This is a genomic window from Streptomyces atratus, from assembly GCF_040655115.1.
GTDB classification, from domain to species: domain Bacteria; phylum Actinomycetota; class Actinomycetes; order Streptomycetales; family Streptomycetaceae; genus Streptomyces; species Streptomyces atratus_D.
In genome coordinates, this window is sequence record NZ_JBFAJH010000038.1 from 24,959 (window position 1) to 49,671 (window position 24,713).

General features: G+C 69.5%; 25 protein-coding genes, 1 tRNA gene and 1 pseudogene. 15 read left to right on the plus strand and 12 right to left on the minus strand.

Going from position 1 to position 24,713, the window contains the following annotated elements:
• Positions 1 to 53 precede the first annotated feature (53 nt).
• From AB0I23_RS30010 to AB0I23_RS30020, 3 genes are all read right to left on the minus strand, one after another.
• Positions 54 to 392 (minus strand): FmdB family zinc ribbon protein, encoded by a 339-nt coding sequence (locus AB0I23_RS30010; protein WP_359113947.1) that lies wholly within the window; start codon positions 390 to 392, stop codon positions 54 to 56.
• A gap of 220 nt (positions 393 to 612) precedes the next feature.
• Complete coding sequence (locus AB0I23_RS30015) at positions 613 to 1,899, minus strand: MFS transporter (RefSeq protein ID WP_359113949.1); 1,287 nt, start codon at positions 1,897 to 1,899, stop codon at positions 613 to 615.
• Positions 1,900 to 2,202: 303 nt separating this feature from the next.
• Positions 2,203 to 3,771 (minus strand): potassium/proton antiporter, encoded by a 1,569-nt coding sequence (locus AB0I23_RS30020; protein ID WP_359113951.1) that lies wholly within the window; start codon positions 3,769 to 3,771, stop codon positions 2,203 to 2,205.
• Positions 3,772 to 3,949: 178 nt separating this feature from the next.
• On the opposite strand from AB0I23_RS30020, the gene AB0I23_RS30025 reads away from it, so the two are divergent.
• Positions 3,950 to 6,700, plus strand: a complete 2,751-nt coding sequence (locus tag AB0I23_RS30025) for a penicillin acylase family protein (RefSeq protein WP_359113952.1) — start codon at positions 3,950 to 3,952, stop codon at positions 6,698 to 6,700.
• 59 nt (positions 6,701 to 6,759) lie between these two features.
• On the opposite strand, the gene AB0I23_RS30030 is transcribed toward AB0I23_RS30025, so the two are convergent.
• On the minus strand, positions 6,760 to 7,353 hold the full coding sequence (locus AB0I23_RS30030; protein ID WP_436847019.1) for a 5-formyltetrahydrofolate cyclo-ligase: 594 nt from the start codon (positions 7,351 to 7,353) through the stop codon (positions 6,760 to 6,762).
• A 94-nt stretch (positions 7,354 to 7,447) separates the two neighbouring features.
• On the opposite strand from AB0I23_RS30030, the gene galU reads away from it, so the two are divergent.
• The 7 genes from galU (at position 7,448) to AB0I23_RS30065 (ending at position 12,879) form a co-directional block, all read left to right on the plus strand.
• On the plus strand, positions 7,448 to 8,350 hold the full coding sequence (gene galU, locus AB0I23_RS30035) for a UTP--glucose-1-phosphate uridylyltransferase GalU (protein WP_359113956.1): 903 nt from the start codon (positions 7,448 to 7,450) through the stop codon (positions 8,348 to 8,350).
• Positions 8,351 to 8,354: 4 nt separating this feature from the next.
• Positions 8,355 to 9,665, plus strand: coding sequence for a molybdotransferase-like divisome protein Glp (gene glp / locus AB0I23_RS30040; protein ID WP_359113958.1), 1,311 nt, complete (start codon positions 8,355 to 8,357; stop codon positions 9,663 to 9,665).
• A 124-nt stretch (positions 9,666 to 9,789) separates the two neighbouring features.
• Positions 9,790 to 10,290 carry a cyclic pyranopterin monophosphate synthase MoaC gene (gene moaC / locus AB0I23_RS30045; RefSeq protein ID WP_359113960.1) on the plus strand — a complete coding sequence of 167 codons (501 nt, stop codon included), beginning with the start codon at positions 9,790 to 9,792 and terminating at the stop codon, positions 10,288 to 10,290.
• Positions 10,287 to 10,811: a MogA/MoaB family molybdenum cofactor biosynthesis protein gene (locus AB0I23_RS30050; RefSeq protein ID WP_359113962.1), complete on the plus strand. Its 525-nt coding sequence runs from the start codon at positions 10,287 to 10,289 to the stop codon at positions 10,809 to 10,811. The genes moaC and AB0I23_RS30050 overlap by 4 nt, the downstream gene beginning before the upstream one ends.
• A 17-nt stretch (positions 10,812 to 10,828) precedes the next feature.
• The gene (locus AB0I23_RS30055; RefSeq protein WP_359113964.1) at positions 10,829 to 11,440 is read left to right on the plus strand and encodes a GNAT family N-acetyltransferase; all 612 of its coding nucleotides are present in this window, start codon (positions 10,829 to 10,831) and stop codon (positions 11,438 to 11,440) included.
• 158 nt (positions 11,441 to 11,598) lie between these two features.
• Positions 11,599 to 12,717, plus strand: a complete 1,119-nt coding sequence (gene sepX / locus AB0I23_RS30060) for a divisome protein SepX/GlpR (protein ID WP_359113966.1) — start codon at positions 11,599 to 11,601, stop codon at positions 12,715 to 12,717.
• Positions 12,718 to 12,805: 88 nt separating this feature from the next.
• Positions 12,806 to 12,879, plus strand: a tRNA-Ala gene (locus tag AB0I23_RS30065).
• A gap of 73 nt (positions 12,880 to 12,952) precedes the next feature.
• On the opposite strand, the gene AB0I23_RS30070 is transcribed toward AB0I23_RS30065, so the two are convergent.
• Positions 12,953 to 13,600 (minus strand): NERD domain-containing protein, encoded by a 648-nt coding sequence (locus AB0I23_RS30070; protein ID WP_359114026.1) that lies wholly within the window; start codon positions 13,598 to 13,600, stop codon positions 12,953 to 12,955.
• 231 nt (positions 13,601 to 13,831) lie between these two features.
• Between AB0I23_RS30070 and AB0I23_RS30075 the strand changes: the two genes are divergently transcribed.
• Complete coding sequence (locus AB0I23_RS30075) at positions 13,832 to 14,125, plus strand: hypothetical protein (RefSeq protein ID WP_359113967.1); 294 nt, start codon at positions 13,832 to 13,834, stop codon at positions 14,123 to 14,125.
• A gap of 582 nt (positions 14,126 to 14,707) precedes the next feature.
• Here AB0I23_RS30075 and AB0I23_RS30080 read toward each other — a convergent pair.
• From AB0I23_RS30080 to AB0I23_RS30095, 4 genes are all read right to left on the minus strand, one after another.
• The gene (locus tag AB0I23_RS30080; RefSeq protein ID WP_359113969.1) at positions 14,708 to 15,088 is read right to left on the minus strand and encodes a hypothetical protein; all 381 of its coding nucleotides are present in this window, start codon (positions 15,086 to 15,088) and stop codon (positions 14,708 to 14,710) included.
• Positions 15,089 to 15,439: 351 nt separating this feature from the next.
• Positions 15,440 to 15,565 carry a hypothetical protein gene (locus AB0I23_RS30085; RefSeq protein WP_359113971.1) on the minus strand — a complete coding sequence of 42 codons (126 nt, stop codon included), beginning with the start codon at positions 15,563 to 15,565 and terminating at the stop codon, positions 15,440 to 15,442.
• A gap of 171 nt (positions 15,566 to 15,736) precedes the next feature.
• Positions 15,737 to 16,252 carry a peptidoglycan-binding domain-containing protein gene (locus tag AB0I23_RS30090; RefSeq protein WP_359113973.1) on the minus strand — a complete coding sequence of 172 codons (516 nt, stop codon included), beginning with the start codon at positions 16,250 to 16,252 and terminating at the stop codon, positions 15,737 to 15,739.
• A gap of 265 nt (positions 16,253 to 16,517) precedes the next feature.
• Complete coding sequence (locus AB0I23_RS30095; RefSeq protein ID WP_359113975.1) at positions 16,518 to 17,486, minus strand: helix-turn-helix domain-containing protein; 969 nt, start codon at positions 17,484 to 17,486, stop codon at positions 16,518 to 16,520.
• A 134-nt stretch (positions 17,487 to 17,620) separates the two neighbouring features.
• On the opposite strand from AB0I23_RS30095, the pseudogene AB0I23_RS30100 reads away from it, so the two are divergent.
• Positions 17,621 to 18,079, plus strand: a pseudogene (locus AB0I23_RS30100) (SAM-dependent methyltransferase); the annotation flags it as partial.
• A 384-nt stretch (positions 18,080 to 18,463) separates the two neighbouring features.
• Here AB0I23_RS30100 and AB0I23_RS30105 read toward each other — a convergent pair.
• Positions 18,464 to 18,949: a GNAT family N-acetyltransferase gene (locus tag AB0I23_RS30105; RefSeq protein WP_359113977.1), complete on the minus strand. Its 486-nt coding sequence runs from the start codon at positions 18,947 to 18,949 to the stop codon at positions 18,464 to 18,466.
• A gap of 50 nt (positions 18,950 to 18,999) precedes the next feature.
• Between AB0I23_RS30105 and AB0I23_RS30110 the strand changes: the two genes are divergently transcribed.
• Positions 19,000 to 19,815 (plus strand): exodeoxyribonuclease III, encoded by an 816-nt coding sequence (locus AB0I23_RS30110; RefSeq protein ID WP_359113979.1) that lies wholly within the window; start codon positions 19,000 to 19,002, stop codon positions 19,813 to 19,815.
• A gap of 6 nt (positions 19,816 to 19,821) precedes the next feature.
• Here AB0I23_RS30110 and AB0I23_RS30115 read toward each other — a convergent pair whose 3' ends face one another.
• Positions 19,822 to 20,097 (minus strand): DUF2087 domain-containing protein, encoded by a 276-nt coding sequence (locus tag AB0I23_RS30115; RefSeq protein ID WP_359113980.1) that lies wholly within the window; start codon positions 20,095 to 20,097, stop codon positions 19,822 to 19,824.
• Positions 20,098 to 20,174: 77 nt separating this feature from the next.
• Positions 20,175 to 20,837 (minus strand): MerR family transcriptional regulator, encoded by a 663-nt coding sequence (locus tag AB0I23_RS30120; RefSeq protein ID WP_359114028.1) that lies wholly within the window; start codon positions 20,835 to 20,837, stop codon positions 20,175 to 20,177.
• Positions 20,838 to 21,005: 168 nt separating this feature from the next.
• Here AB0I23_RS30120 and AB0I23_RS30125 point away from each other — a divergent pair, with 168 nt between their 5' ends.
• From AB0I23_RS30125 to AB0I23_RS30140, 4 genes are all read left to right on the plus strand, one after another.
• Complete coding sequence (locus tag AB0I23_RS30125; protein WP_359113982.1) at positions 21,006 to 22,571, plus strand: flavin-containing monooxygenase; 1,566 nt, start codon at positions 21,006 to 21,008, stop codon at positions 22,569 to 22,571.
• Positions 22,568 to 23,521, plus strand: coding sequence for an alpha/beta fold hydrolase (locus AB0I23_RS30130; RefSeq protein ID WP_359113984.1), 954 nt, complete (start codon positions 22,568 to 22,570; stop codon positions 23,519 to 23,521). Before AB0I23_RS30125 ends, AB0I23_RS30130 begins: the two co-directional genes overlap by 4 nt.
• Positions 23,518 to 24,411, plus strand: coding sequence for an SDR family oxidoreductase (locus AB0I23_RS30135; RefSeq protein WP_359113985.1), 894 nt, complete (start codon positions 23,518 to 23,520; stop codon positions 24,409 to 24,411). The genes AB0I23_RS30130 and AB0I23_RS30135 overlap by 4 nt, the downstream gene beginning before the upstream one ends.
• 96 nt (positions 24,412 to 24,507) lie before the next feature.
• On the plus strand, positions 24,508 to 24,687 hold the full coding sequence (locus AB0I23_RS30140; protein WP_359113987.1) for a hypothetical protein: 180 nt from the start codon (positions 24,508 to 24,510) through the stop codon (positions 24,685 to 24,687).
• Positions 24,688 to 24,713 lie beyond the last annotated feature (26 nt).

The following is a 24,713-nucleotide window of genomic DNA, read 5'->3' on the forward strand; positions in this document are numbered from 1 at the left end:
CCCCGCCGAGTGGATCGACGGGGTCCCGGTGAAGAGAGGCTGGGTACCTCGGCTCAGGCGGCCGACGTACCACTCGACGGCGACGCGGAAGACGACGACGAGGACGAAGCGGAGGCGGACGAAGCGGACGACTTCGAGTCCGACCCCGTCGAAGAAGACGAAGCGGAACCGGATGCCTTCGCGGACGAAGTCGACGGCGTGCTGCTCGACGACGATCCGCGGCTGTCGTTCCGATAGAAACCGGAACCCTTGAAGACGATGCCGACCGCCGAGAACACCTTCTTCAGGCGTCCCTCGCAGCTCGGGCACACGGTCAGGGCGTCATCGGTGAACTTCTGCACCGCCTCGAGGCCCTCGCCGCATTCGGTGCACTGGTACTGATAGGTCGGCACTTGTCTTCCTCCTGGCACTCTCACTCGATGAGTGCTAACAGTCGTCAATGGTAACTGCTACAGGCCGCTGTTTGCAGTAATGTCTGTCACCTGCCGGCAGGGCAGCGGTCAGGGCTTGGCCGTCATGAGGGCCGTCTGCCTGAGTGAGAAGCTGCCACATCATGTGGCGGAGGAGTCACACCGACGTATTCCGCTGAGCGTGATGCGAGCGCATGAATCGTCACTTTCCGGCCGCGACAGGATCGCGGTGAACCGCGCCGCGTGCGGCCGTGATGGTCGCGCGGGCCGGTGTCAGCCTCGAATGCAGTGCCACCAGGGTGACCAGCGCAAGCACGGTCCCCACCAGCGGCACCACGAAGCCGGTGCTCGCGCCGTGGGCGTCCGCGAGCCGTCCGGCGACCGTCACCGCGGCTGCCTGGCCGAGCGCGACCGAACCCGTCAGCCAGGTGAACGCCTCGGTCCGCGCGGACGCCGGAACCAGCGTCTCGACCAGTGTGTATCCGCTGATCAGCGCGGGTGCGATGGAGAGCCCGACGAGCAGCCCGAGCCCGGCCAGCAGTGGCATGGAGTGCACCGCCCACAGCCCCGAAGCGGTCAGCGTCAGCGCGGCGTACCCGGCGATAAGTCTGCGCCGCGGCCCGCTCTTCCAGGCGATGGCGCCGCAGGCGATCCCGGCCAGCATGTTGCCGGCCGCGAAGATCCCGTACAGCAGGCCGTTCGCGCCGGGCCGGCCGATCTCCTCGGCGAACGCGGTCAGCGAGACCTGCATGCTGCCGAAGACCGCGCCGATCCCGAGGAAGGCCACGGCGAGCACTCGTACGCCCGGTACGGACAGGGCGGAGACGCGCCCTTCGGAGGCGGTGGCCGCGGTGGCGCGGACCTCGGGCTGGGTGCGGTGCTGCGCCGCGAAGAAGAGCCCACCCACCAGCGTCAGCGCGGCTTCCGTGATCAGCCCGGCCGCCGGGTGCACGCCGGTGCACAGCGCGGTGGCGAGGACCGGCCCGATGACGAAGGTGAACTCGTCCGTCACCGACTCGAAGGCGGCGGCGGTCGACATCAGCGGCGAGGTCTTCCGGCCCGGCGCCGCGCCCAGCAGGGCCGCCCAGCGGGCCCGCACCATGGGCCCGATCTGGGGGACGGACGCACCCGTCGGAACGGCGGCCAGGAAGAGCAGCCACAGCGGCGCGTCCGCCAGGGCGAGTACGGTCAGTGCCGATACGGACGCCGCGTGCACGAGGACGCCCGGCAGCAGTACGGCGCGCTGGCCGATGCGGTCGGCGAGCTTGCCGCTCTGGGGTGCGAACAGGGCCATCGAGACGCCGGTGACAGCGGCGACGGCGCCCGCGCTGCCGTACGAACCGGTGGTGTGCTGGATCAGCAGCACGATGCCGATGGTCAGCATGGCGAAGGGTTGCCGTGCCGCGAAGCCCGGCAGGAGGAAGGTCCACGCACCCGGGGTGCGCAGCAGCTGCCGGTAACCGGGGCGGTCGGAGACCGTGGACGCCACGGTCCATGCCTTTCTGCCGCCTGGTAGCGGTGCCCCCGCCGGTCCGCACCTGTGGGTGCCGGTCCCGTACGGGGGCTGCCGAGAGCTGTCCTCTTCGCGCGGAACTGCGGTAGATGCCGGGCGCTCGCTGCAGGGGCGGAGGACGCCACGACCGCCATACGGTCGCGCCAGCTCTGCGTCAGGCAGAGTTGGTCGATCAGGTGTAGTGACCAGATGTATCGATCAGGTTTCCTTCATGCTACAGGCAGAAGTGCCTGCTTGCCTGCGATTGTGCGCAGAATCCTGGTCATCTGTTTCGGATGGTCAGTGATGGGCCCTCGTGCCGCTGGTCCCTCTGCTGTCCCCGTCGGTCCCCAGCCAGCCGGCCAGCTTGCCGCCCTCGCCGACCGCGTGCAGCCGCGCCTCCGCCGCGTCGCGTACCGGATCGGTCGTGACGACCAGCAGTTCGTCCCCGCGCCGCAGCACCGTCGCCGGCGCCGGTACGAAGCTCTTGTCGTCCCGTACGACCAGGGTGACCGCGGCCCCTGCGGGCAGTCGCAGCTCGGCGACCTCCACGCCGTGCATCTTCGACTTCGCGGGGATCGCCACCGACAGCAGATGCCCGCGCAGCCGTTCCAGCGGCGCCGACTCGATGCCCAGGTCGGCGGCCTCGGACGGGTCCTCGGCGATCTTCAGGGCCTTCGCCACCCAGGGCAGCGTCGGTCCCTGGATCAGTGTGTATACGACGACGAGCACGAAGACGATGTTGAAGACGCGAGTGGAGCCCTCGATCCCGGACACCATGGGAATGGTCGCCAGGATGATGGGTACGGCGCCACGCAGCCCCGCCCATGACATGAAGGCCTTCTCCTGCCACGGCATCCGGAACGGGATCAGGGAGATGAAGACCTCCAGCGGGCGCGCCACCACCGTCAGCACCAGACCCACGATGACCGCGGGCCAGAAGTCGTCGAGCAGATCGTGCGGGGTGACCAGCAGCCCGAGCAGGACGAACATGCCGATCTGGGCCAGCCAGCCGAGTCCGTCGGCGAAGCCGCGGGTGGCGGGCCAGTGCGGCAGCTTGGCGTTACCGAGGATCATCGCGGCCAGATAGACGGAGAGGAAGCCACTGCCGTGGGCCATGGCGCCGGCCGCGTACGCGGACACGGCGATCGCCATCACCGCGATCGGGTAGAGACCGGACGCGGGCAGGGCCACATGACGCAGTCCGAACGAGCCGATCCAGCCGACGGCGATGCCGACAGCCGCGCCGATCGCCAGTTCCAGGGCGATCTCGCCGATCAGGAGGTACCAGCTGTCGATCGGCCCCTTGGTCGAGAAGGCCACCACCAGGATCACCACGGGGGCGTCGTTGAAGCCGGATTCGGCCTCCAGCACGCCGGTCACGCGGGCCGGCAGCGGCACCTTGCGCAGCACGGAGAAGACGGCTGCGGCGTCCGTCGACGAGACGACCGCGCCGATGATCAGCGCCTGCCGCCAGTCCAGGCCGACCAGATAGTGCGCCCCTGCCGCGGTGACGCCCACGCTCACCGCGACGCCGACGATCGACAGCATCGCGGCGGCGGGCAGCGCCGGCTTGATCTCTTTCCACTTCGTGCCGAGGCCGCCCTCGGCCAGGATCACGACAAGAGCGGCGTAGCCGAACACTTGGGTCAGTTCGGCGTTGTTGAACTTGACGTCGAAGAGCCCGTCCTGCCCTATGGCGATCCCGATGCCGAGATACAGGAGCAGGCTGGGGAGCCCGCTGCGGGACGAGATGCGTACCGCCACGACGGCGACGAGCAGCACGAGCGAGCAGACGAGCAGGAGTTCGTTGAGCGCGTGGACAGTCAGTGGCCGTTCCTTCCCTGCGTACGCCTGCCGAATCGTCATTCCGGCGGCCAGTACTTCGTTACCTTACCTAATCTTTAACGCTTTCTTGACGGGTTCGAGCGTTCGTGCGATCGCTCTTCGATTCGATGTATCCCGATACCGCGTCGGACCCGCTTCGGTGCTGCGCCTATGGTTGCTCCTGCACTCCCAGGACCACCCTGCCCCTCGAAGGACAGCGATGCCCGCCAACACAACCGCCTCTTCCGGCTCTTCCGGTTCCGCCGGTGAGAAGACCGGCAAGAAGAAGGGGCGACGCGCCCGCCTGATCGTGATCGTCCTGGTGCTGGCGCTTGTCGCGGGTATCGGCTACGGCGCGTTCTGGTCCGTAACCACCGTGCGGGCCTCGTACCCGCAGACGAACGGCTCCATCAAGATCGACGGTCTTGCCGGCAGTGTCGACGTCAGGCGCGACAGCTACGGGATCCCGCAGCTCTACGCGGACTCCGACGCCGACCTGTTCCGCGCCCAGGGATTCGTGCAGGCGCAGGACCGCTTCTGGGAGATGGACGTCCGCCGTCACATGACGGCCGGCCGGCTCTCCGAGATGTTCGGCTCCGGGCAGGTCGACACGGACGCCTTCCTGCGCACGCTGGGCTGGCGCAAGGTCGCGCAGGAGGAGTACGACACCCGGCTGTCCGCGGACACCAAGAAGAACCTCCAGGCGTACGCGGACGGGGTGAACGCCTACCTCAAGGGGCGCGACGGCAAGGACATCTCCGTCGAGTACGCCGCGCTCGGCCTCACCAACGACTACAAGCCGACCAGGTGGACCCCGGTCGACTCGGTCGCCTGGCTCAAGGCGATGGCCTGGGACCTGCGCGGCAACATGCAGGACGAGATCGACCGCTCGCTGATGACCAGCAGGCTCAGCGGGAAGCAGATCGAGGACCTGTACCCGGCGTACCCGTACGGCACGCACAAGCCGATCGTCAGCCAGGGCGCGATTTCGCAGGCCACCGGCACGTTCGACCCGAAGGCGACGCCGTCCTCCGGCACCGGCGCGAGCACCGTGCAGGGGGCCACCGAAGGGGTGAGCACCCAGCTCGCCTCGCTCTCCGACACTCTCGACCGGATCCCCGCGCTGCTCGGTCCGAACGGCAACGGCATCGGGTCCAACTCCTGGGTCGTCTCGGGCCGGTACACGACGACGAACAAGCCGCTGCTCGCCAACGACCCGCACCTGGCGCCGCAGCTGCCCTCGCTCTGGTACCAGATGGGGCTGCACTGCCGCGAGATCACGGCGAAGTGCCAGTACGACACCGCCGGCTACACCTTCTCCGGCATGCCGGGTGTGATAATCGGTCACAACCGGGACATCGCCTGGGGCTTCACCAACCTCGGCGCCGACGTCACCGACCTCTTCCTGGAGAAGGTCTCCGGCGACGGCTACCAGTACGACGGCAAGGTGAAGCCGTTCGTCACCCGTGAGGAGACCATCAAGGTCGCGGGGGGCGCGAGCCGGCACATCACCGTGCGCGAGACCAACAACGGCCCGCTGATCTCCGACCGCAGCAGCGAACTGGAGAAGGTCGGCCAGAAGGCCCCCGTCGCCAGCGCCGCGCCGGACCGCGCCGACGGTTACGCGGTCGCCCTGAAGTGGACCGCGCTGGAACCCGGCAAGTCCATGGACGCAGTCTTCGAGCTCAACCGCGCCAAGGACTTCCCGTCCTTCCGCAAGGCGGCCGAGCACTTCGAGGTGCCTTCGCAGAACCTCATCTACGCGGACGACAAGAACAACATCGGCTACCAGGCACCCGGCAGGATCCCGGTCCGCAAGACGGGCGACGGCACGATGCCGAGCCCCGGCTGGACCTCGGAGTACGGCTGGAAGAAGGACCCGATCCCGTTCGACGAGTTGCCGTACGAGTACAACCCGAAGCGCGGCTACATCGTCACCGCCAACCAGGCCGTCATCGACGAGAAGTACCCCCACCTGCTCACCAAGGACTGGGGCTACGGCACCCGCAGTCAGCGGATCAACGACCTCATCGCGAAGAAGATCAAGGGCGGCGAGAAGATCTCGACCGAAGACATGCAGAAGATGCAGATGGACAACAACAGTGAGATCGCCGCGCTGCTGGTGCCCGAACTGCTGAAGATCAAGGTCTCCGACAAGAGCGTGCGCGAGGCGCAGAAGCTCCTGGAGGGCTGGGGCTCCACCCAGGAGCCCGACTCGGCGGCCGCCGCGTACTTCAACGCGGTCTGGCGCAACATCCTGAAGCTGGCCTTCGGCGACAAGCTGCCCAAGGAGATGCGGGTCAAGGGCGAATGCCTCACCGTGCTCCCGGCCGACAGCACGGGCCCGGTCGACGAGCAGGACAAGCCGGTTCGCGAGTGCGGTCAGCGCGACGCGGACTCGGCGCAGCCGGACGGCGGCGACCGTTGGTACCAGGTGGTCGCCAACCTCATGGACGACGAGAACAACGACTGGTGGAAGGCGCCGGGAAACCGCAAGGACGAGGCGACCGAGAACCGTGATCAGCTGTTCGCCCGCGCCATGAAGGACGCCCGCTGGGAGCTGACCGCCAAGCTCGGCAAGGACATCTCCACCTGGAGCTGGGGCCGGCTGCACCAGCTGACCCTGAAGAACCAGACCCTCGGTACCGAAGGCCCCGATCTGCTCCAGCGGGCCCTCAACCGCGGCCCGTGGAACCTGGGCGGAGGTGAGGCCGCGGTCAACGCCAGCGGCTGGAACGCGGCGGGCGGCTACGAGGTCATCTGGGTCCCGTCGATGCGCATGGTCGTCAACGTGGGGGACTGGGACAAGTCCCGCTGGATCAACCTCACCGGCGCGTCCGGTCACGCGTTCAGCGCGCATTACACCGATCAGACCGACAAGTGGGCCGACGGGGATCTGCTCGACTGGTCCTTCGGAACGAACGCCGTGGCCAAGTCGACGAAGGACACGCTGACGCTCAAGCCGTCGTAGGGCGGCGGACCCGGCACCGCGGTCACGGGCCGACAGGCCCGGCGCGTCGCCGGCCGGGCTCAGTCGGTGAAGCGCCGCGCTCCGGCCGGCGTCACCACGGCGTCCACGGGGTGGTCGTGCGGTTCCACGGGAACCGTCGCGACCACCTCGTTGTCGTAGAGAAGGACGACCAGCGCGGGGTGCGCCCCCGCGGCCGCGAGTCGGGCCAGCACCCGGTCGTACGAACCACCGCCCCGGCCGAGCCGCATCCCGCGTCCGTCCACCGCGAGGCCCGGCAACAGGACCACGTCCGCCTCGAGGACGGCGTCGGTCCCGAGCCGGGGACCGTCCGGCTCCAGCAGCCCGCGGCCCGCCGGGAGAAGGCGGCCGGCACCTTCGTACGGGGCCCAGTCCAGATCGTTGTCCGGGAGGAGCACCGGCAGCAGCACCCGTACGCCCCGCGCGTGCAGCGCATCCAGGAGCGCACGGGTGCCCGGCTCGCGCCCCACCGAGACATAGGCGGCGACGGTACGGGCCTCGGCCAACTCCGGAAGACTGACTGCACCACGGGACAGAACCAGCGCGGCGTCGTCCACGTCTTCCCTGCTCAGGAGGGATCGCGCGGCAAGCAGTTCACGCCGCAGAGAGGCCTTTTGGGGCATGTCGGTATTCATCGGGCACCCGCGAATTTCTCGTATATGCACATATGAGTACAAAGTTAACCGGACGCTCATCTTCCGCCCGTGACTACCGGTTATGGTTGCGCGCATGACTCAGTTGCACCCCAGGATCAGCAAGGCTGTCATCCCGGCCGCGGGACTCGGTACCCGCTTTCTTCCGGCCACCAAAGCCACTCCCAAAGAGATGCTGCCTGTGGTCGACAAGCCCGCGATCCAGTACGTCGTCGAGGAGGCGGTGGCGGCCGGTCTCTCCGACGTACTCATGATCACCGGCCGCAACAAGCGTCCGCTCGAGGACCACTTCGACCGCAACTACGAGCTGGAGTCGGCGCTCACCCGCAAGGGAGACGCCGAACGGCTCCAGAAGGTCCAGGAGTCGAGCGACCTCGCCACCATGCACTACGTCCGCCAGGGCGACCCGCGCGGCCTCGGCCACGCCGTGCTGTGCGCCGCCCCGCACGTCGGTGACCAGCCGTTCGCGGTTCTCCTCGGCGACGACCTGATCGATCCGCGGGACCCGCTGCTCGCCCGCATGGTCGAGGTTCAGGAGCGCGAGGGCGGCAGCGTCGTCGCGCTGATGGAGGTCGAGCCGGAGCAGATCCATCTGTACGGCTGCGCGGCCGTCGACGCCACCGTCGAGGGCGATGTCGTCAGGGTCACCGGCCTGGTCGAGAAGCCCGAAACGGCTGACGCTCCCAGCAATCTCGCCATCATCGGGCGCTACGTCCTCGACCCCGCCGTCTTCGACATACTGCGCAGGACCGAGCCGGGCCGCGGGGGCGAGATCCAGCTCACCGACGCGCTGCAGCTGCTCGCCGCGGACGAGAAGGCCGGTGGCCCGGTGCACGGTGTCGTCTTCAAGGGACGCCGCTATGACACCGGTGACCGGAGCGACTATCTGCGTGCCATTGTCCGACTCGCGTGCGAACGTGAAGACCTGGGTCCGGAGTTCCGGACCTGGCTCCGCAGATACGTCACCGAGGAGATGTAGCACTTTGAGCAGCACGATCTGGTCGGTGGACGAGCACCTGGAAGACATCCTCGGCGCCGTGCGGCCGCTCGAACCCATCGAGCTGCAACTGCCCGAGGCCCAGGGCTGCGTCCTCGTCGAGGACGTCATGGTGGAGATCGCCCTGCCTCCCTTCGACAACAGTTCGATGGACGGGTACGCGGTCCGGATCGCCGATGTCGAGGGCGCCAGCGAGGAGTTCCCGGCGGTGCTCACGGTCATCGGTGACATCGCGGCGGGCAGCGACGGACTCTCCGGCGACCAGACCGTGGGACCGGGCGAGGCCGCACGCATCATGACCGGCGCACCGCTGCCGGCCGGTGCCGAGGCCGTCGTCCCGGTCGAGTGGACCGACGGCGGTACGGGCGGCGGCCCGGCGGACACCATGCGCGCCCACAGCGACGCCCCACAGGTCGCGGGCGGCGAGGTCCGCGTCCACCGCCCGGTCGCGGCGCGCGCCCATGTCCGGGCCCGGGGCAGCGATGTGCAGCCCGGCGATCTGGCGCTGCGGGCCGGTTCGGTGATCGGGCCGCCGCAGATCGGGCTGCTCGCCGCGATCGGCCGCTCCACCGTGAAGGTGCGTCCGCGGCCGCGCGTCGTCGTCATCTCCACCGGCAGCGAACTCGTGCAGCCCGGCGAGGAGCTGACCGGCGGCCGGATCTACGACTCGAACAGCTTCGCGCTGACCGCCGCCGCGCGCGACGCCGGAGCGATCGCCTACCGGGTCGGAGCCGTCGCGGACGACGCCGATTCGCTCCGCGCCACGATCGAGGACCAGTTGATCCGCGCGGACATCGTCGTCACCACGGGCGGGGTCAGCGTCGGTGCGTACGACGTGGTCAAGGAAGCACTGTCCTCCGTCGGCGACGAGGACGAGCCGGGCAGTGGCATCGACTTCCGCAAGCTCGCCATGCAGCCCGGCAAGCCGCAGGGCTTCGGTTCGATCGGCCCGGAGCACACACCGCTGCTGGCGCTGCCGGGCAATCCCGTCTCCTCGTACGTCTCGTTCGAGCTGTTCGTGCGGCCCGCGATCCGCACGCTGATGGGCCTGCAAGAGGTGACCCGCCCGACCGTCCGGGCCACGCTGAACACCGACAAAGCGCTCTCCTCGCCGTCCGGCAAGCGCCAGTTTCTGCGCGGCACGTACGACGCGGAGGCGGGTACCGTCACCCCCGTCGGCGGCTCCGGATCGCATCTGATCGCGGCCCTCGCGCAGGCGGACGCGCTGATCGTGCTGCCCGAGGACGTCACCTCCGCGGAGCCCGGCACGGTCACCGAGGTGATCCTGCTCCGCTGAACGCCGACCGGTGACGGTACGGTGTCTGCCGCTGTGCCTTACCGGGGGACACCCCCCGGACCCCCGGCCGCACCCCGGTGCAGGCCGAGCGGGCAACCGGCGCCCTACCGCTAGGCGGAGTTCAGTGAGTACGCAGAACAGGCTGACGCATCTCGACGAGGCGGGCGCGGCCCGGATGGTCGACGTGTCCGAGAAGGACATCACCGCGCGCGTCGCCCGCGCCAGCGGCCGGGTCCTCGTCTCGCCGCGCGTCGTCGAACTGCTCCGCGGCGAGGGAGTCCCCAAGGGCGACGCCCTCGCCACCGCCCGCATCGCCGGGATCATGGGTGCCAAGCGCACCCCGGAGCTGATTCCGCTCTGCCACCCGCTCGCCGTCTCCGGCGTGAAGGTCGATCTGAGCGTCGCCGACGACGCGGTGGAGATCACCGCCACGGTGAAGACGACGGACCGCACGGGTGTGGAGATGGAGGCGCTGACCGCCGTCTCGGTCGCCGCGCTCACCGTGATCGACATGATCAAGGCGGTCGACAAGAGCGCGGTCATCACGGATGTCCGGGTCGAGGCGAAGTCCGGCGGCAAGTCCGGCGACTACCGGCGCCCGGCGCCGGAGGGAGCGGACGCATGACGGTGCCCACCGGCGCGGCGCCGCCCGCCCCGTACACCGCCCTTGTCGTCACGGCGTCGAACCGCGCCTCGGCCGGTCTCTACGCCGACCGGGGCGGCCCCCTGATCGTCGAGGCGCTCACCGCGCTCGGCTTCGCCGTCGACGGGCCGCAGGTCGTCCCCGACGGCGACCCCGTAGAGCAGGCACTGCGGGCCGGGGTGGCCGCCGGGTACGACGCCGTCGTCACCACCGGCGGTACGGGCATCTCACCCACCGACCGCACCCCCGACGTCACCCGCCGTGTCCTCGACCACGAGATCCCCGGCATCCCGGAGGCGATCCGCGCCGAGGGCCGCGAGAAGGTCCCCACGGCCGCGCTCTCCCGTGGCCTCGCTGGTGTAGCGGGCGGCACCCTCATCGTGAACCTGCCCGGCTCCACCGGTGGGGTGCGGGACGGACTCGCCGTCCTCGAACGTCTTCTGGTGCACGCCGTCGACCAGCTCCGCGGCGGCGACCACCCCCGACCCGGGAGCCCGAGCTGAACGTCCCGACCTGGCCGGTGATCCTGACGGACGGCGCGATCACCCTCCGGCCGATAAAGCTGCGGGACCAGCGCGTGTGGCGCGAGGTCAACCGGCGCAACCGCGACTGGCTGCGCCCCTGGGAGGCGACCGTTCCACCGCCCGCCCCGGGCGGCCCGGTCGCCCGGCGCCCCACGTACCGTCAGATGATCCGCCATCTGCGCTCCGAGGCCAACGCGGGCCGGATGCTGCCCTTCGCCATCGAGTACGAGGGGCGCATGGTCGGGCAGTTGACGGTCGCCGGGGTCACCTGGGGGTCGATGTGCTCGGGCCACATCGGCTACTGGGTGGACCAGGACGTGGCGGGCCGCGGTGTGATGCCGACAGCGGTCGCGCTCGCCGTCGACCACTGTTTCCGGACGGTCGGACTGCACCGCGTCGAGGTGTGCATTCGGCCGGAGAACGGGCCCAGCCGAAGGGTCGTGGAGAAACTCGGATTCCGCGAGGAAGGGCTGCGTCCGCGCTATCTCCACATCGACGGTGCCTGGCGGGACCATCTGATCTTCGCGCTCACGGCGGAGGAAGTGCCCGACGGACTGCTCCGGCGCTGGCACCAGGCACGACCCGGAACGCCCCGCGAAATAAAATAAGTGTTCGAAATTGATCGGTGCGTGGCCGCTAACGAACGTGCAAAAGCCGATGGTTGATCTGAACAATCACAAAAAAAGTCCGCGATATCAGCCGGATCGTGCGACACACCGGGCCAATTGGCGGATGCCTCCATGCAAACCCCTCTACGGTGTGAGACGTGAGCAGCAGCGGCCTCATCTATGCAGTCATCGTCGGGGCCTGGGCCGCCTACCTTGTGCCGATGTGGCTCCGCAGGCAGGACGAGCTCAATGAAGCCCGTCCGACGGAACGCTTCAGCACCGCCATCCGGCTGCTGTCCGGACGGGCGGCCATGGAGCGCCGGTACGCCAAGGAGCTGCGGGAACGCACCGCCGAGGAGGCGGACCCCGACGCCGACCCGGACGTGGGCACGGACCGAATGGCTTCCGTGGACGTCCGGGCCTTTGCCGCGCCTCCGGCGCACACCGAAGCCCGGGTGTACGACCCGGCGCGCGCACCGGAGCCGCAGGTCCAGGACAGACCCGCACGCGCCTCCGCACGGCGCGCACGCCCCGGTGGGACCGACGCCGAGCGTGCCCGGCGTGCTCAGCGCTCGCAGGTCCTCGCGCGCCGTCGGCGTACCACCTCGGTCCTCTTCCTCGCCTTCACCCTCGGCGCGGTCGTCGCGGCCGTCGGCGGCCTCCGCTTCCTGTGGGCGCCCGCGGTGCCGGCCGTGCTGCTGAGCATGTACATCGTGCATCTGCGCGCACAGGAACGGCGCCGGTTCGTCTTCACCATGGACCGGCGCAGGGCCGAGGTCGCGGCGCAGCGCCTGCGCGAGAACCGTCCCCGCAGGCACCAGCCCGCACCGACGGCCCCCGCCGAGTCCGACGAGGAGCCCGAGGCGCGCCAACCGGAGCCCGAGCCCACCCCCGCGGTCTCTCCGCAGGAGGCGGGCCGCCGCGCCCTGGTCGAGCAGACGGACCACGCGGAATGGGTCGACCAGCAGCGTGAACGCGGCCGGGTCCAGGGTGACAGCTGGGAGCCGGTTCCGGTCCCACTGCCGACGTACGTCACCGCACCGGTCGCCCCGCGCGCCACGGGCGGCGTCGAGGTCGGCAACCCGGAGACCTGGAGCGCGGCCCGCTCCAGCACGGCCGAGCCGACCCAGACGGGCACCGCGCCCCCCGCCGCACCCCCGGTCGAACCGGCGCCACGCCAGCGCACCGGCTCGTCCCGCCGCTCCCGCGACCGCGGCCGGACCCCGCTCTTCGACCAGTACGAGGACGGCGACCGGCCCCGCGCCGCCAACGAGTGAGACCCGCTCCGACGCCGACCCGGCTGACCAGCAAGGGAACGGATTTCCAAGCACCCCTGCGAGGGTGCTAGAGTTTCACTCGTTGCAAGGGCCTGTGGCGCAGTCTGGTAGCGCACCTCGTTCGCATCGAGGGGGTCTGGGGTTCAAATCCCCACAGGTCCACCGCAGCTCAGAGCCCCTACCGGGGAAACTCGGTAGGGGCTCTTTTGCGTCGTACAGCAGCGAAGTAAAGCAACTACGTCTGATCTTGTGCACCCAACTTCTTGAGAGCCCGCCGCGTGGCCTCTGACGGGATGTGGGTGTAGACCTCCATCGTCACCGCGATCTTGCTGTGCCGAAGGATCTGTATCGCGGTGCGGGGGCGCACGTCGAGGGCGGCAAGCAGCGACCCGCAGGTGTGCCGGGTGTCGTGCAAGCGGATCTTGCGAACAGTCGCAGCAGCCGACCCCGCGGCGAAGGCTCGGTTGAAGTTCCGCGGCTCGATCGGGGTTCCGTACCGCGTCGTGAACACGAAGTCCGAGTCGGTCCACAGCTCACCAGCCGCCCTCTTCGCGATCTCCTGAGCCTCCCGGCGGAGCCGTAGCGCAGTGGGGAAGCCCCCTGTTCCGTACGTACTTTGTTGGTTGGCCGTTGGCCATCGCGGCGTGGTTGCCCAGCCAGACCCCCTGCCGCCCTTGTGATGCTTGGCGTTCACAGTGAAGACGCCGGGCGGGCCAATGACGACATGGTCGATGTCTGACCCGCTGGGGAGCTCTATGGAGTGCAGAACCCGCCAGCCGTCGCGCCGAAGCCGATTCAGGCTGCTTCCCACGATCAGCTCTCCCCGGAGCCCGACCTCCCACGAGCGGAGATCACCACTCTTGCCGAGCCACCGCTTGATCAGCCGCTTGACCGGGCTTGGGTTCCGTTTCTTGGATCAGTCGTCGCAGGGCCGCCCCCGGTGCGTTGCCCGCCAAGTCTCTTGCAGGCGCCGAGATCACGCTTACGTCTGGAGAGGCGGTGCCACACGATGCGGGGGCGGGCTCCGTTCCTGGCGACGGCTCCGTCGTTGGTCTCGTCGACGAGGAAGTCCCGATTCGGCGACAGCCCGCCGCGGCGCTCGTAGGATGCCTGGATGCCCAAGCCGATACGGATGAGCCGCCGCTCGTGGGTTGCCGCGTGGGCGGTGCTGTGCACGGCTGGCCTCGCCGCCACCGCCAAACTGAACGCCTCCTCGGCACCGGACCCGCAGCCCGAGAAGTCCGTCAGTGCCGAGTGCGCCGAGCGCATCGCGGACATCGAGACGCAGCTGGCCAAGGCCAAGCAGGAAGGCAAGGGAGACGGAGTGTTGGTCTTCTCGCGAGTCCAGGTCGGCACCGAGGACGACTGCCGTGACGATCTCCGTAACCACTTCCGTGGCGATCAGTGAGCCGCGGTACCTGGCTCGCCGCGATGACAGGGCTAGCCTTCGTCGGTGCCGGGGCAATCATTGCCGTGGGCGCCACGTCGGAACCGAAGCCGCGGCCCACGCCGCCGCGGGTGTACTCCTCCTGCCTGGCGGCAGACACCAAGCCGGTGTCTGCGGACGACGCCCCGTGCGACGGTCGCTGAAGAACGTCCGCCGCATGGCAGAGCACCCAAACCCAAGACGGCCTCTTGGCCGACGACGCCACCCAAGAACCGTGGACATCGGGGCTCACCCAGATGAGGGGGACCCTGTTCGTCACTGACAGTGAGTCTAGCCACGGCCACGTGATTCCCCGTCAGGCGGCCTTGGGCGGGGAGATCTAACTGGCCACCGACATTCATCACACGCGAACTGCCCGTAGCGACGCCAACGCCCAGTGCGTAAGTCTTCCACTCCGCAGCTCGGGCAGACCTCGCTCAGCAAGGCGGATGAGGACCACCTGAAAGAGATGGCGAAGGCGGCGCGGGCTGCTGCCTGAGGGGTACGGGAGCGGCCTCCCCCCTTGCCGTAACGCGGGGCGGCCGGGGTGGCCTCGCAGGGTCGTCAGTCCGCCGTCGGCTCCGTCCCGATCAGGGAAAACGCGAGGATCGAGGCGCGCGTGATCAATCCCGCAAGCAGGATCGTGCCGAAGCCCTCGACCTCCAGCTCGGCGAACTTCCCGCCCAGCCAGGAGAGCAGCCACCAGATGAGCGAGTCCTGTACGAATCCGGCCAGGCCGAAGGCCAGCAAGGCCGGGGCCGGGACACGGGCGGACGGGCCGACGTAGACGAGCTGGGTGAGGAGCATGACCACGAGGGCCGCGACCATGAGTGAGAGCGGCACGTCCACGTCTTCCGCACCCAGGGTGATGCCGGGCAGCAGGGCCCCGGCGATGCAAACGCCAGCGAGGGCACCGAGCTTGCGTCGTCCGCCTATGTCAGTCATGGGCGGACTCTCGCACGCGGGAGGTGAGCCTGTGAAGATCCCGTAGGGTCCGTGATCGGATCGAACCGACGTCCCCCGACTTGCCGGCGGGCCCCTGAACAACTTGGGCACAGGGCCGTGTTGTGCACGAGTACGACCGTAGGGCGGGCAAGCGGGAACGCGTCGTGCTGTACAGCAGCGAAGTACAGCAACCACGGCAACTGTCTTCGGCCCACACCGACCCCCAGCGGCCGACTGACCAGTCAGCAGACCTCAGCGACCACCGTGCCGATAGTTCGCAGCGAGGGGGTCCGGGGTTCAAATCCCCACAGGTCCACCGCAGGGCCGTTCACGGGTTCATCCCGGAATGGTTCACGAGATCCCGGTCAGACGGTCACCGGGCAGAAGGACATCGGTCGGCTCGAGGCCGAGGCCGGTGATCGCGCTCTGCTTGCCGGCTGCCAGGTACTGCCCAAGTTCCTTGATGTTGTGGACCATGACGGTGATGGCGGACAGGAGGGTTTGGGCGACACGACCACGGGGCCGACGTCTCTTGCCACGTGGCCCGACGGATGGACGATCCACCGATGCTCCCTGCGATGCCGGCATGGCAGCGGCTTCCCGGAAGCCGCACACCCGTGATGTGCCTGCCGTGACCGGCGTACCGGGTCAGCAGCCGGCGGCCGAGGTGTAGGAAGCGCTTCTCCAGGCGCCGTTGAGGTAGAAGTGGTAGATCCCGTTGATCCGCCGGAACTCCACCTTCCCCATGCCCTCCCAAGCGACGTACCTGATGTCCTGCTTATTGCCCAGATCGACCAGGGAGTTGTCCGCCACGCTCAGGGTGAGGGGGCCCGCGCTGCCGTCGGCCGTGAGCCCGTACCACCTCTGGTACGCCTTGGTGGCCTCGGTGGTGGCGGGGCCGAAGTCGCAGTCGATGGCTCCGGTGTAGAAGCCCTCGGCTCGCAGGACCAACTGCCACAGCGCCACGGCCCTGCTGTAGTCATGGGAGTTGTAGTCCAAGGGCCCCTCGTCACCCCAGTCGTTCCTCACCCCCGCGTTGCCCCAGTCGGCGCCGCTGATGGAGCCGCTGGAGACCGACGCGCCGGCCGTCGGCGCCATCAGGAATCCGCCGCAGGCGATGGCCGCGGTGATGAGAGCGGTGGTGATGCGCTTGGAGTTTCTCAATTCGTGTCCCTTCCTGTGACGGCCCGGTCGTCGCCGAGCCGTCGAGGTCGCATCTCATGGTTCCGGGCGTGGCGGCACGATCGGTCGGCGTGGCGGAATGACGAGCCGGGTCATCGCTCCCGGAGCAAGACCGGCGCGACACGAGCCAGACGTTGTGCCTCCCGGCCGCTGTGCGCACTTCCCTGAGTGTCGTGTGTGCTGAGCGGCATGTCGTTGGAGATGGGTGCCAACTCGTTGACGACGCACGCCAACGAGCCGGACGGGGCTACTGGTGCAGCCGGCGGTATTCCTGGGGGCTGTGTCCGTAGGCCGTGCGGAAGGCACGGCTGAAGTGCGCGGGGTCGGTGAACCCCCAACGGGCGGCGATGGCGCGGACCGGGCGCACGTGCAGGAGAGGGTCGGCCAGGTCGCGGCGGCAGCGCTCCAGTCGCCGGGCGCGGATCCATCCGGCGACGGTGACGCCCTGGTCCCGGAAGAGCCGGTGCAGGGAGCGCACGGAGAGGTTGTGGGCGGCCGCGATCACCCCCGGGGACAGTGCGGGGTCCCCCAGGTGCCGGTGGATGAAGGCGCGGATCTCCAGCAGTTGGGCATTCCAGTGGGTGTGGGGCGGCACCCGGGCGCTCACCTCGAGGTGTCGGGCGAGAAAAGCGGTCAGCAGGTCGAGGGTGACGGTGGCCAGCCGGGCGCCGTCCGCCGCGGTGTATGCGGTGGCGCCCGCGGTGAGCTGCGTGAGGTAGCCGGACAGCAGGGCGCCCATCCCCTCCTTCCCGGACAGGTGCACGCCGGTGAGTTGGCGGACCTTGTCGGCAGGGAGCGGCAGCAGCGCCCGGGGGAACTGCACCATCACCCCTTCCACCGTGTCGGGGCCGGCGTTCGCCCAGCCGTGCCAGGGACGCGAGGTGTCGTAGAGCAGTACCTCACCGGGCCCGCTCGTGGTGTCCCGGCCGCCCTGGAGGATCCGATGGCTCCCACGCAGGGTGACCATCAGCTGCAAGGACTCGGGATCGGACCCTCGGACCATGCTCGCCGGCCGACGTGTCTCCAGCGACGGGTAGGTGAGCGAGGACACTTGTACCCTGCCCAGCTCCAGCACCCGTGCGCTCGCCCGGAAGTCCGCTTCGTGGTCACTGCGGATCACGTTGGGGATCAGTGCGCCGGCCGTCATGTCGTACCAGGACGCGAACCGCTCGCCCACGGGCAGATCCTGCGTCCGGAAGTCCGTCACCAGCACCATGAGATCCCCCTCGCAGGGGCGATGCCCCACTCGCCCTGCCCCGCCCGCTCGGCCTCAGGCGTCAGCCGGTGCAGCAGCCCCGTCGGCGAGCCTCATCCAACCGTCGTACGGACGGAACGACAAGCGGTCCTGGCGCGGAAGCGCTGTTGGTCAGCAGTCCGGAAGGGGCCACCGACTACATCCACGCGGATGTGCGGAAGCCGGAGCTGATCCTCGATCACGCCCGTCGGCTGCTGGACTTCCGCAGGCCCGTTGCGCTGTCGCTGATCGCGCTGATGCACTTCCTGCCCGACGACCAGGACCCGTACGGCATGACCCGCACCCTGGTCGACGCACTGCCGGCGGGGAGCTGTCCGGTGCTGTCGCACGGCGCGGCCGACCAGCATCCGGAGCTCGGGGCCGAGAACGAATCCGCCTACGAGAAGGGCGCCATCACGCTGAGGATGCGCAGTCACAGTGAGGTGGCGCCGTTCTTCGCCGGTCTGGACCTCGTCGAGCCGGGGCTCGTACCGGCCGCGGAGTGGTACCGGGAGGAGCCGGCGCCGGAGTACGAACGCAGATGGTTCTACGTGGGTGTTGCCCGCGTACGGTGAGGGAACGGGGCACGACGTCGTCCGCGGCCGGGTCGGCGTCCGCCGCAGGGGGAATCGGCATGGAGTTCCGTACGAAGAGCGGTGCGACCCTTGCGTACGACGACAGGGGGCCGTCCGGCGGTCCGGCGGTCGTCCTGATCCACAGTCATCCGTTCGACCGGACACTACGGGGAGTCGCTCGCCGGGGCCGAGGTACCGGTGCTGATCGTCGTGGGCGCGGACGACACGTACACACCGGTCGCGGACGCAGAGGCCATGCACCGGCTGGTCCCGCACTCCGCGCACGTCGTCGTCGACCGCGCCGCGCACATGCCGAATCCGGAGCAGTTCAAACCCGCGCTGCTCGGGTTCCTCGCAACGTCCTGGACCAGGACAGGACCTGGATCACGACTCCTGGAGCGGTTTGGCGAAGCAGAGGCTGCTCTCGTACGTGCGGTAGTGGCCGAACTTCTCGCAGAGGGTGTAGCCGCTGGAGGTGTACAGCGCGATGGCCTCCGGCTGCTGGTTGCCGGTCTCCAGCACCATCCGGACGCGGCCCGCCGCCCGTGCGTCCGCTTCGAGGGCGGCGAGGATGCGGCGGGCCAGACCCCGTCCGCGGCCCTCCCGTACCACGAACATCCGCTTGAGCTCGGCGTCGCCGTCCGAGTAGCCCTCCTCGTTCCGGTCCTGCGCACGCCAGCCGCCGGTGGCGACCGGCGCGCCCGACTCGTCGTAGGCGAGCAGATACAGACCGTTCGGCGGCCGGAACATCGACGGGTCGAGCGGTGTGACATCGCCCTCGTCCCCGTAGCGCTCGGCATACTCGAGCTGCACCTCGTCGTTGAGTTTGACGGCGTCAGGGTGGTCGAACGACCGAGGCCGGATATCCATGCGGAATATGGTACATGTATGCGGCCTGCGGTTGTCGGTACTGTGCCGGGATGCTCACCGTGACCACCGTAAATGTGAACGGGCTCCGCGCCGCCGCGAAAAAGGGCTTCACCGAGTGGCTGGCGCAGACCGACGCCGATGTGATCTGCCTGCAGGAAGTGCGCGCCGAGCCGCAGCAGCTCACCGCCGAGGTGCGTCAGCCCGACGGATGGCACACCGTGCACGCACCGGCCGCCGCCAAGGGGCGGGCCGGGGTCTCGCTCTACACGCGCCGGGCGCCGGAGAGGGTACAGATCGGGTTCGGCGGGTTCGGGGACGCCGGGAGCGAGGAGTTCGACGACAGCGGCCGGTACGTCGAGGTCGACCTGCCGGGAGTCACGGTGGCGAGCCTGTATCTGCCGTCCGGTGAGGTCGGTACGGAGCGGCAGGACGAGAAGGAGCGCTTCATGGCCGCGTTCCTGCCGTATCTGAAGGGGCTCAGTGGGCGGGCCGCGGCCGGCGGCCGTGAGGTGCTGGTGTGCGGGGACTGGAACATCGCCCACCAGGAGGCCGACCTGAAGAACTGGAGGAGCAACAAGAAGAATTCCGGCTTCCTGCTGGAGGAGCGGGAATGGCTGACCCGGGTCTTCGACGAGGCTGCGTACGTCGACGTGGTGCGGGCGCTGCACCCCGAAGAGGAAGGGCCGTACTCCTGGTGGTCCTACCGGGGGCGGGCCTTCGACAACGACGCGGGCTGGCGCATCGACTACCAGGTGGCGACCCCCGGTCTCGCCGGGCGTGCGACCAAGGCATGGGTGGAGCGGGCCGCCACGCACGGCGAGCGGTGGAGCGACCACGCGCCGGTGACGGCCGTCTTCGAACTGTAGGGACTGCTACCCGGCTCGCCGGTAGCTGCTGCCGTCCTTGGGGCGGGTCAGCAGGCCCGCCACCACCAGGTAGCGGCGCAGTGCCGAGTAGTCGTCGTGCACCGTCAGCAGAGCCTCGTTGACCTCGCGTTCACTGTACGTGCGGTTCGGCTCGAACAGCGTCTGCGTGAGGTGGACGAGCAACTGCTCGCGGCGGGCCGGCCTGCGGGGAATCGCGGTCAGCCGACCGCGGGAGAACAGCGCGTCGACCCCGTGTGAACTGCTCGGATGATTGTCGGACATGGGTGGAAGCCTTGCCTACGGGCGGGGTGCGGGCAACGCGATTTCGGCTGCGGCTGCGAGTACTACGGCCCCGGGGGCTACGGCTCCGACGTCTTCGGCTCCGAGGGCTTCGGCCGGGTGCCGTCGCCGCGGCGCAGCCGCCTGTCCAGTGCCATGGAGAGCTCCGCGTCCACCACCGCGCGGGCGAGCGGGCGGAGTCGGGGTGGCTCGGTCTCCGTGGTGTGGGCCTGTAGTACCTGTACGAAGAGGTCGGCGAGGGCGTCCGCGTGTTCCCGGACCCGGCGGCCCGCCGAGAGCACGGTGGAGAGCGGTACGCCTCCCCGTACCAGCTCCGCCGACACCTCCAGGAGGCGGCGGCTGATGTGCACGATCTCGTCGCCGTCGGTGGCGAGATAGCCCAGGTCCAGGGCGGTGGCGAGGTTCTCCGGGGTGACCTCGCCCTCGAAGTGGTCCGCGAGCTGTTCGGGCGTGAGGCGGACCGGGGTCTCCTCGGTCGGCTCGCCCAGGCCCAGCACCTCGGCGACGTCGCGGCCGCTCTCGAAGGTGCGGGCGAGGTCGGCGATGCCGGTGAGGGTGTGGCCCCGCTCCAGCAGCCCGGCGATGGTCCGCAGCCGGGCCAGGTGGTGGTTGTCGTACCAGGCGATGCGCCCTTCGCGGCGCGGTGGTGCGATCAGCCCGCGCTCCCGGTAGAAGCGCAGGGTCCGTACGGGGATGCCGGCCTCCTTGGCCAGCTCCTCCATGCGGTATTCGCGGTGCTCGCGTCCTTCGGCCACCACCGCACCCTATGTTGTACCGTCGGTAACTTTCCCTTGCCGGACCCCTACCCATCAGTACGGAGCTGCTCTACCCTCCCCGCAATGCCAGTGATTGCTGGCAGAGTCGTGTGACGTACCGCGGGAGGCGGCAGCATGGCCCAGCACGAGCATGTACGAGTGGCGGTGATCGGATCCGGATTCGGGGGCCTGGGGGCCGCGGTCCGGCTGCGCCGCGAAGGCATCACCGACTTCGTCGTCCTGGAACGGGCCGACTCCGTCGGTGGCGCCTGGCGCGACAACAGTTACCCCGGCTGCGCCTGTGACGTACCGTCCCACCTCTACTCGTTCTCGTTCGCCCCCAACCCGGACTGGCCGCGCACCTTCTCCGGGCAGGAGCACATCCGCGCCTACCTGGAGCGCGTCGCCGACACCTTCGGGCTGCGTCCGCACATCAGGCTGGGCCACGAAGTGACGATGATGCGGTGGGACAACGACGAGCTGAACTGGGTGATCGAGTCCGCGAACGGGACCACGATCGTCGCCGATGTCGTCGTCTCCGCGACCGGCCCGCTCTCCGACCCGAAGATGCCGGACATCCCCGGTCTCGCCGACTTCCCCGGCAAGGTCTTCCACTCGGCCCGCTGGGACCACGACTACGACCTGACCGGCAAGCGCGTCGCCGTGGTCGGCACCGGCGCCTCCGCCATCCAGATCGTGCCGGCGATCCAGCCGAAGGCCGGCAGGCTGACCCTGTTCCAGCGCACCCCGCCGTGGGTCATGCCGCGCATGGACCGGAACATCAGCGGCGCCGAGCGGTGGCTGCACCGCGCACTGCCGTTCACCGTCGCCGCGCGCCGCGGACTTCTGTGGGGCATACGGGAGTTGCAGGTCAGTGCCTTCACCAAGCACCCCGACGAGCTCAGCCTCGTCGAGAGGATGGCCAAGTCCAACATCGCCCGGGGCGTCAAGGATCCGGCGCTGCGGGCCAAGCTGACGCCCTCGTACCGCATCGGCTGCAAGCGGATCCTGCTCTCCAGCACCTACTACCCGGCGCTCGCCGAGCCCAATGTGGATGTGGTCGCCTCCGGACTGACCGAGGTGCGCGGTTCCACCCTCGTCGCCGGAGGGGGCACCTCCCAGGACGGAGTCTCCGGGGGAGGTACGGAGACCGAGGTCGACGCGATCATCTTCGGCACCGGCTTCCATGTGACGGACATGCCGATCGCCGACCGGGTCGTCGGCGCGGAAGGCATCACGCTCGCCGAGTCGTGGAAGGACGGCATGCAGTCGCTGCGGGGCGCGACCGCGGCGGGCTTCCCCAACTGGATGACGGTCATCGGCCCCAACACGGGGCTCGGGAACTCCTCGATGATCCTGATGATCGAGTCCCAGCTGAACTACATGGCGGACTATCTGCGCCAGCTGAACGTCCTGGGCGGACGGGCCGCGCTCGGCGCGCGGACGTCGGCGGTCGGGGCGTGGAACCGGCGGGTCCAGGAGCGGATGAAGCGGACCGTGTGGAATACCGGTGGCTGCACCAGCTGGTATCTGGACGCAGGCGGGCGCAACACCACGGCCTGGCCGGGAACGACAAGTGAGTTCCGCCGGGCGACACGGACGGTCGACCTCGCGGAGTACGAGGTCATCCGGCCCCGGAAGACCGATGCCGCCGAGACCGTCGTCGCCGGGACGGCCGCCGCCGAGGAGGTCGCGCGATGAGCCGGCTGCTGCGGCGCGAGGGCGCCCCGCCGGTGCCCGCGCGTGAACTGACCGCAGTCTCCGCCGACGGCTCCCGCATCCACGTCGAGCTGCACGGGCCGGACGGCGCCCCCGCGGTCGTGCTCGCGCACGGCTGGACCTGCGACACCCATTTCTGGGCCGCGCAGATCCGGGACCTGGCGGTCGACCACCGGGTCGTCGTCTACGACCAGCGCGGCCATGGCCGCACGCCCGCCGTGCGCCCCGAGGGGTACAGCACCGAGGCGCTCGCCGACGACCTCGAAGCGGTGCTCGCCGCCGCGCTGGACCCCGGCGAGCAGGCGGTGCTCGCCGGGCACTCCATGGGCGGCATGACGCTGATGGCCGCCTCGCGGCGGGCCGGGCTGCGCGAGCACGCGGCAGCCGTAATGCTGTGCAGCACCGGCAGTTCCCGGCTGATCGACGAGTCGCTCGTCGTGCCGATGCGGGCCGGTGCGGTCCGTACCCGGATGACCCGCGCGATCCTCGGGGCGCGCGCCCCGCTCGGGCCGGTCACACCCGTCTCCAAGTGGATCCTCAAGTACGCGACGATGGGCCCCGGTTCGGCCCCGGACCGGGTCGAGTCCTGTGCCCGGATCGTGCACGCCTGTCCGCGGGCGGCCCGGGTCGCCTGGGGGCATGCGCTCGCGGAGCTCGACCTCGACGCGGGCGTACGGGAGTTGCGGGTGCCCACCGCCGTGATCGCGGGCACGGAGGACCGGTTGACGCCGCTCGTCCACGCGCGCGCCCTCGCGGCGTCACTGCCCGAATGCCTGGGGCTCACCGAGCTGGTGGGTATGGGTCATATGACACCGGTGGAGGCGCCGGAGGCGGTCACCGCGAAGATCCGGGAACTCGCCGGGTATGTCACCCGTGTCGGCGGCACCGTGAACGGCACGGTGACCGGCACTGTTGAGGAGGAGGTCGTATGAGCGGCAGGCGCGGTCTCGAAGGGCAGGTCGTGGTCGTCACCGGCGCGGCGCGCGGCGTGGGCGAGCTGCTGGCCCGCAAGCTCTCGGCGCGCGGCGCGACGCTGGCGCTGGTCGGCCTGGAGCCGGACGAGTTGAAGAAGGTCTCCGAGCGGCTGCACGCGGAGAGCGACCACTGGTACGCGGATGTCACCGACCATGTGGCGATGGCGCGGGTCGCCCAGGAGGTGAAGGAGCGCTTCGGCAAGGTCGACGTGGTCGTCGCCAATGCGGGGGTCGCCTCGGGCGGGCCGTTCGTCGACTCCGACCCGGAGGCGTGGCGGCGGGTCATCGAGGTCAATCTGATCGGCGGCGCGGTGACGGGGCGGGCGTTCCTGCCCGTACTGATGGAGAGCCGCGGCTACTTCCTGCAGGTGGCGTCGCTCGCCGCGATCACACCGGCGCCGATGATGAGCGCGTACTGCGCGTCGAAGTCGGGCGTGGAGGCATTCGCGCACAGCCTTCGGGCGGAGGTCGGGCACCGGGGCGTGAAGGTCGGTGTGGGCTACCTGTCCTGGACGGACACCGACATGGTCCGGGGAGCCGACGAGGACGACGTCATGCGGGAGCTGCGACAGCGGCTGCCGTGGCCCGCGAACCGTACATATCCGCTGGGCCCGGCGGTCGACCGGATCGTGACCGGTATCGAGCGGCGTTCCGCGCACGTGTACGCGCAGTGGTGGCTGCGCGGCATGCAGTCGGTGCGGGGATACCTGCCGACCGTCATCGGGGTGGTCGGGCAGCGTGAGATGAAGCGGTTCGGGTCGCGGCTCGAAGGCGTGAGCAAGGGACTTGTGGGTGCCGGGGGTGCGGCGGACGAGGAAGCGCGGGGCACGAGTACGCAGCGTAAGTGATCGAAATGCGTGGGATGTCCGGTCGTGTAAGTCTGGTCGAGGCCCCAACGGGGTCACCCCCAACGCATCCCGAGCACCCCACTAGGAGTGAACAGCATGGGTATCGCAGACCAGTTCAAGGACAAGGCGCAGGAGCTCGCCGACCAGGCGAAGAAGAACGTGGGCGAGAAGAAGGGCGAGCCGCGCGAGCGTACGTCCGATGCGTCGGAACGGGCGCGGGGCAAGGCCCGGGACGCGGCGCAGGGGGCGCGCGACCGGTACGACGACGAGTCCTGACTCGCCGGTGCGAGGGGCGTGTTCGG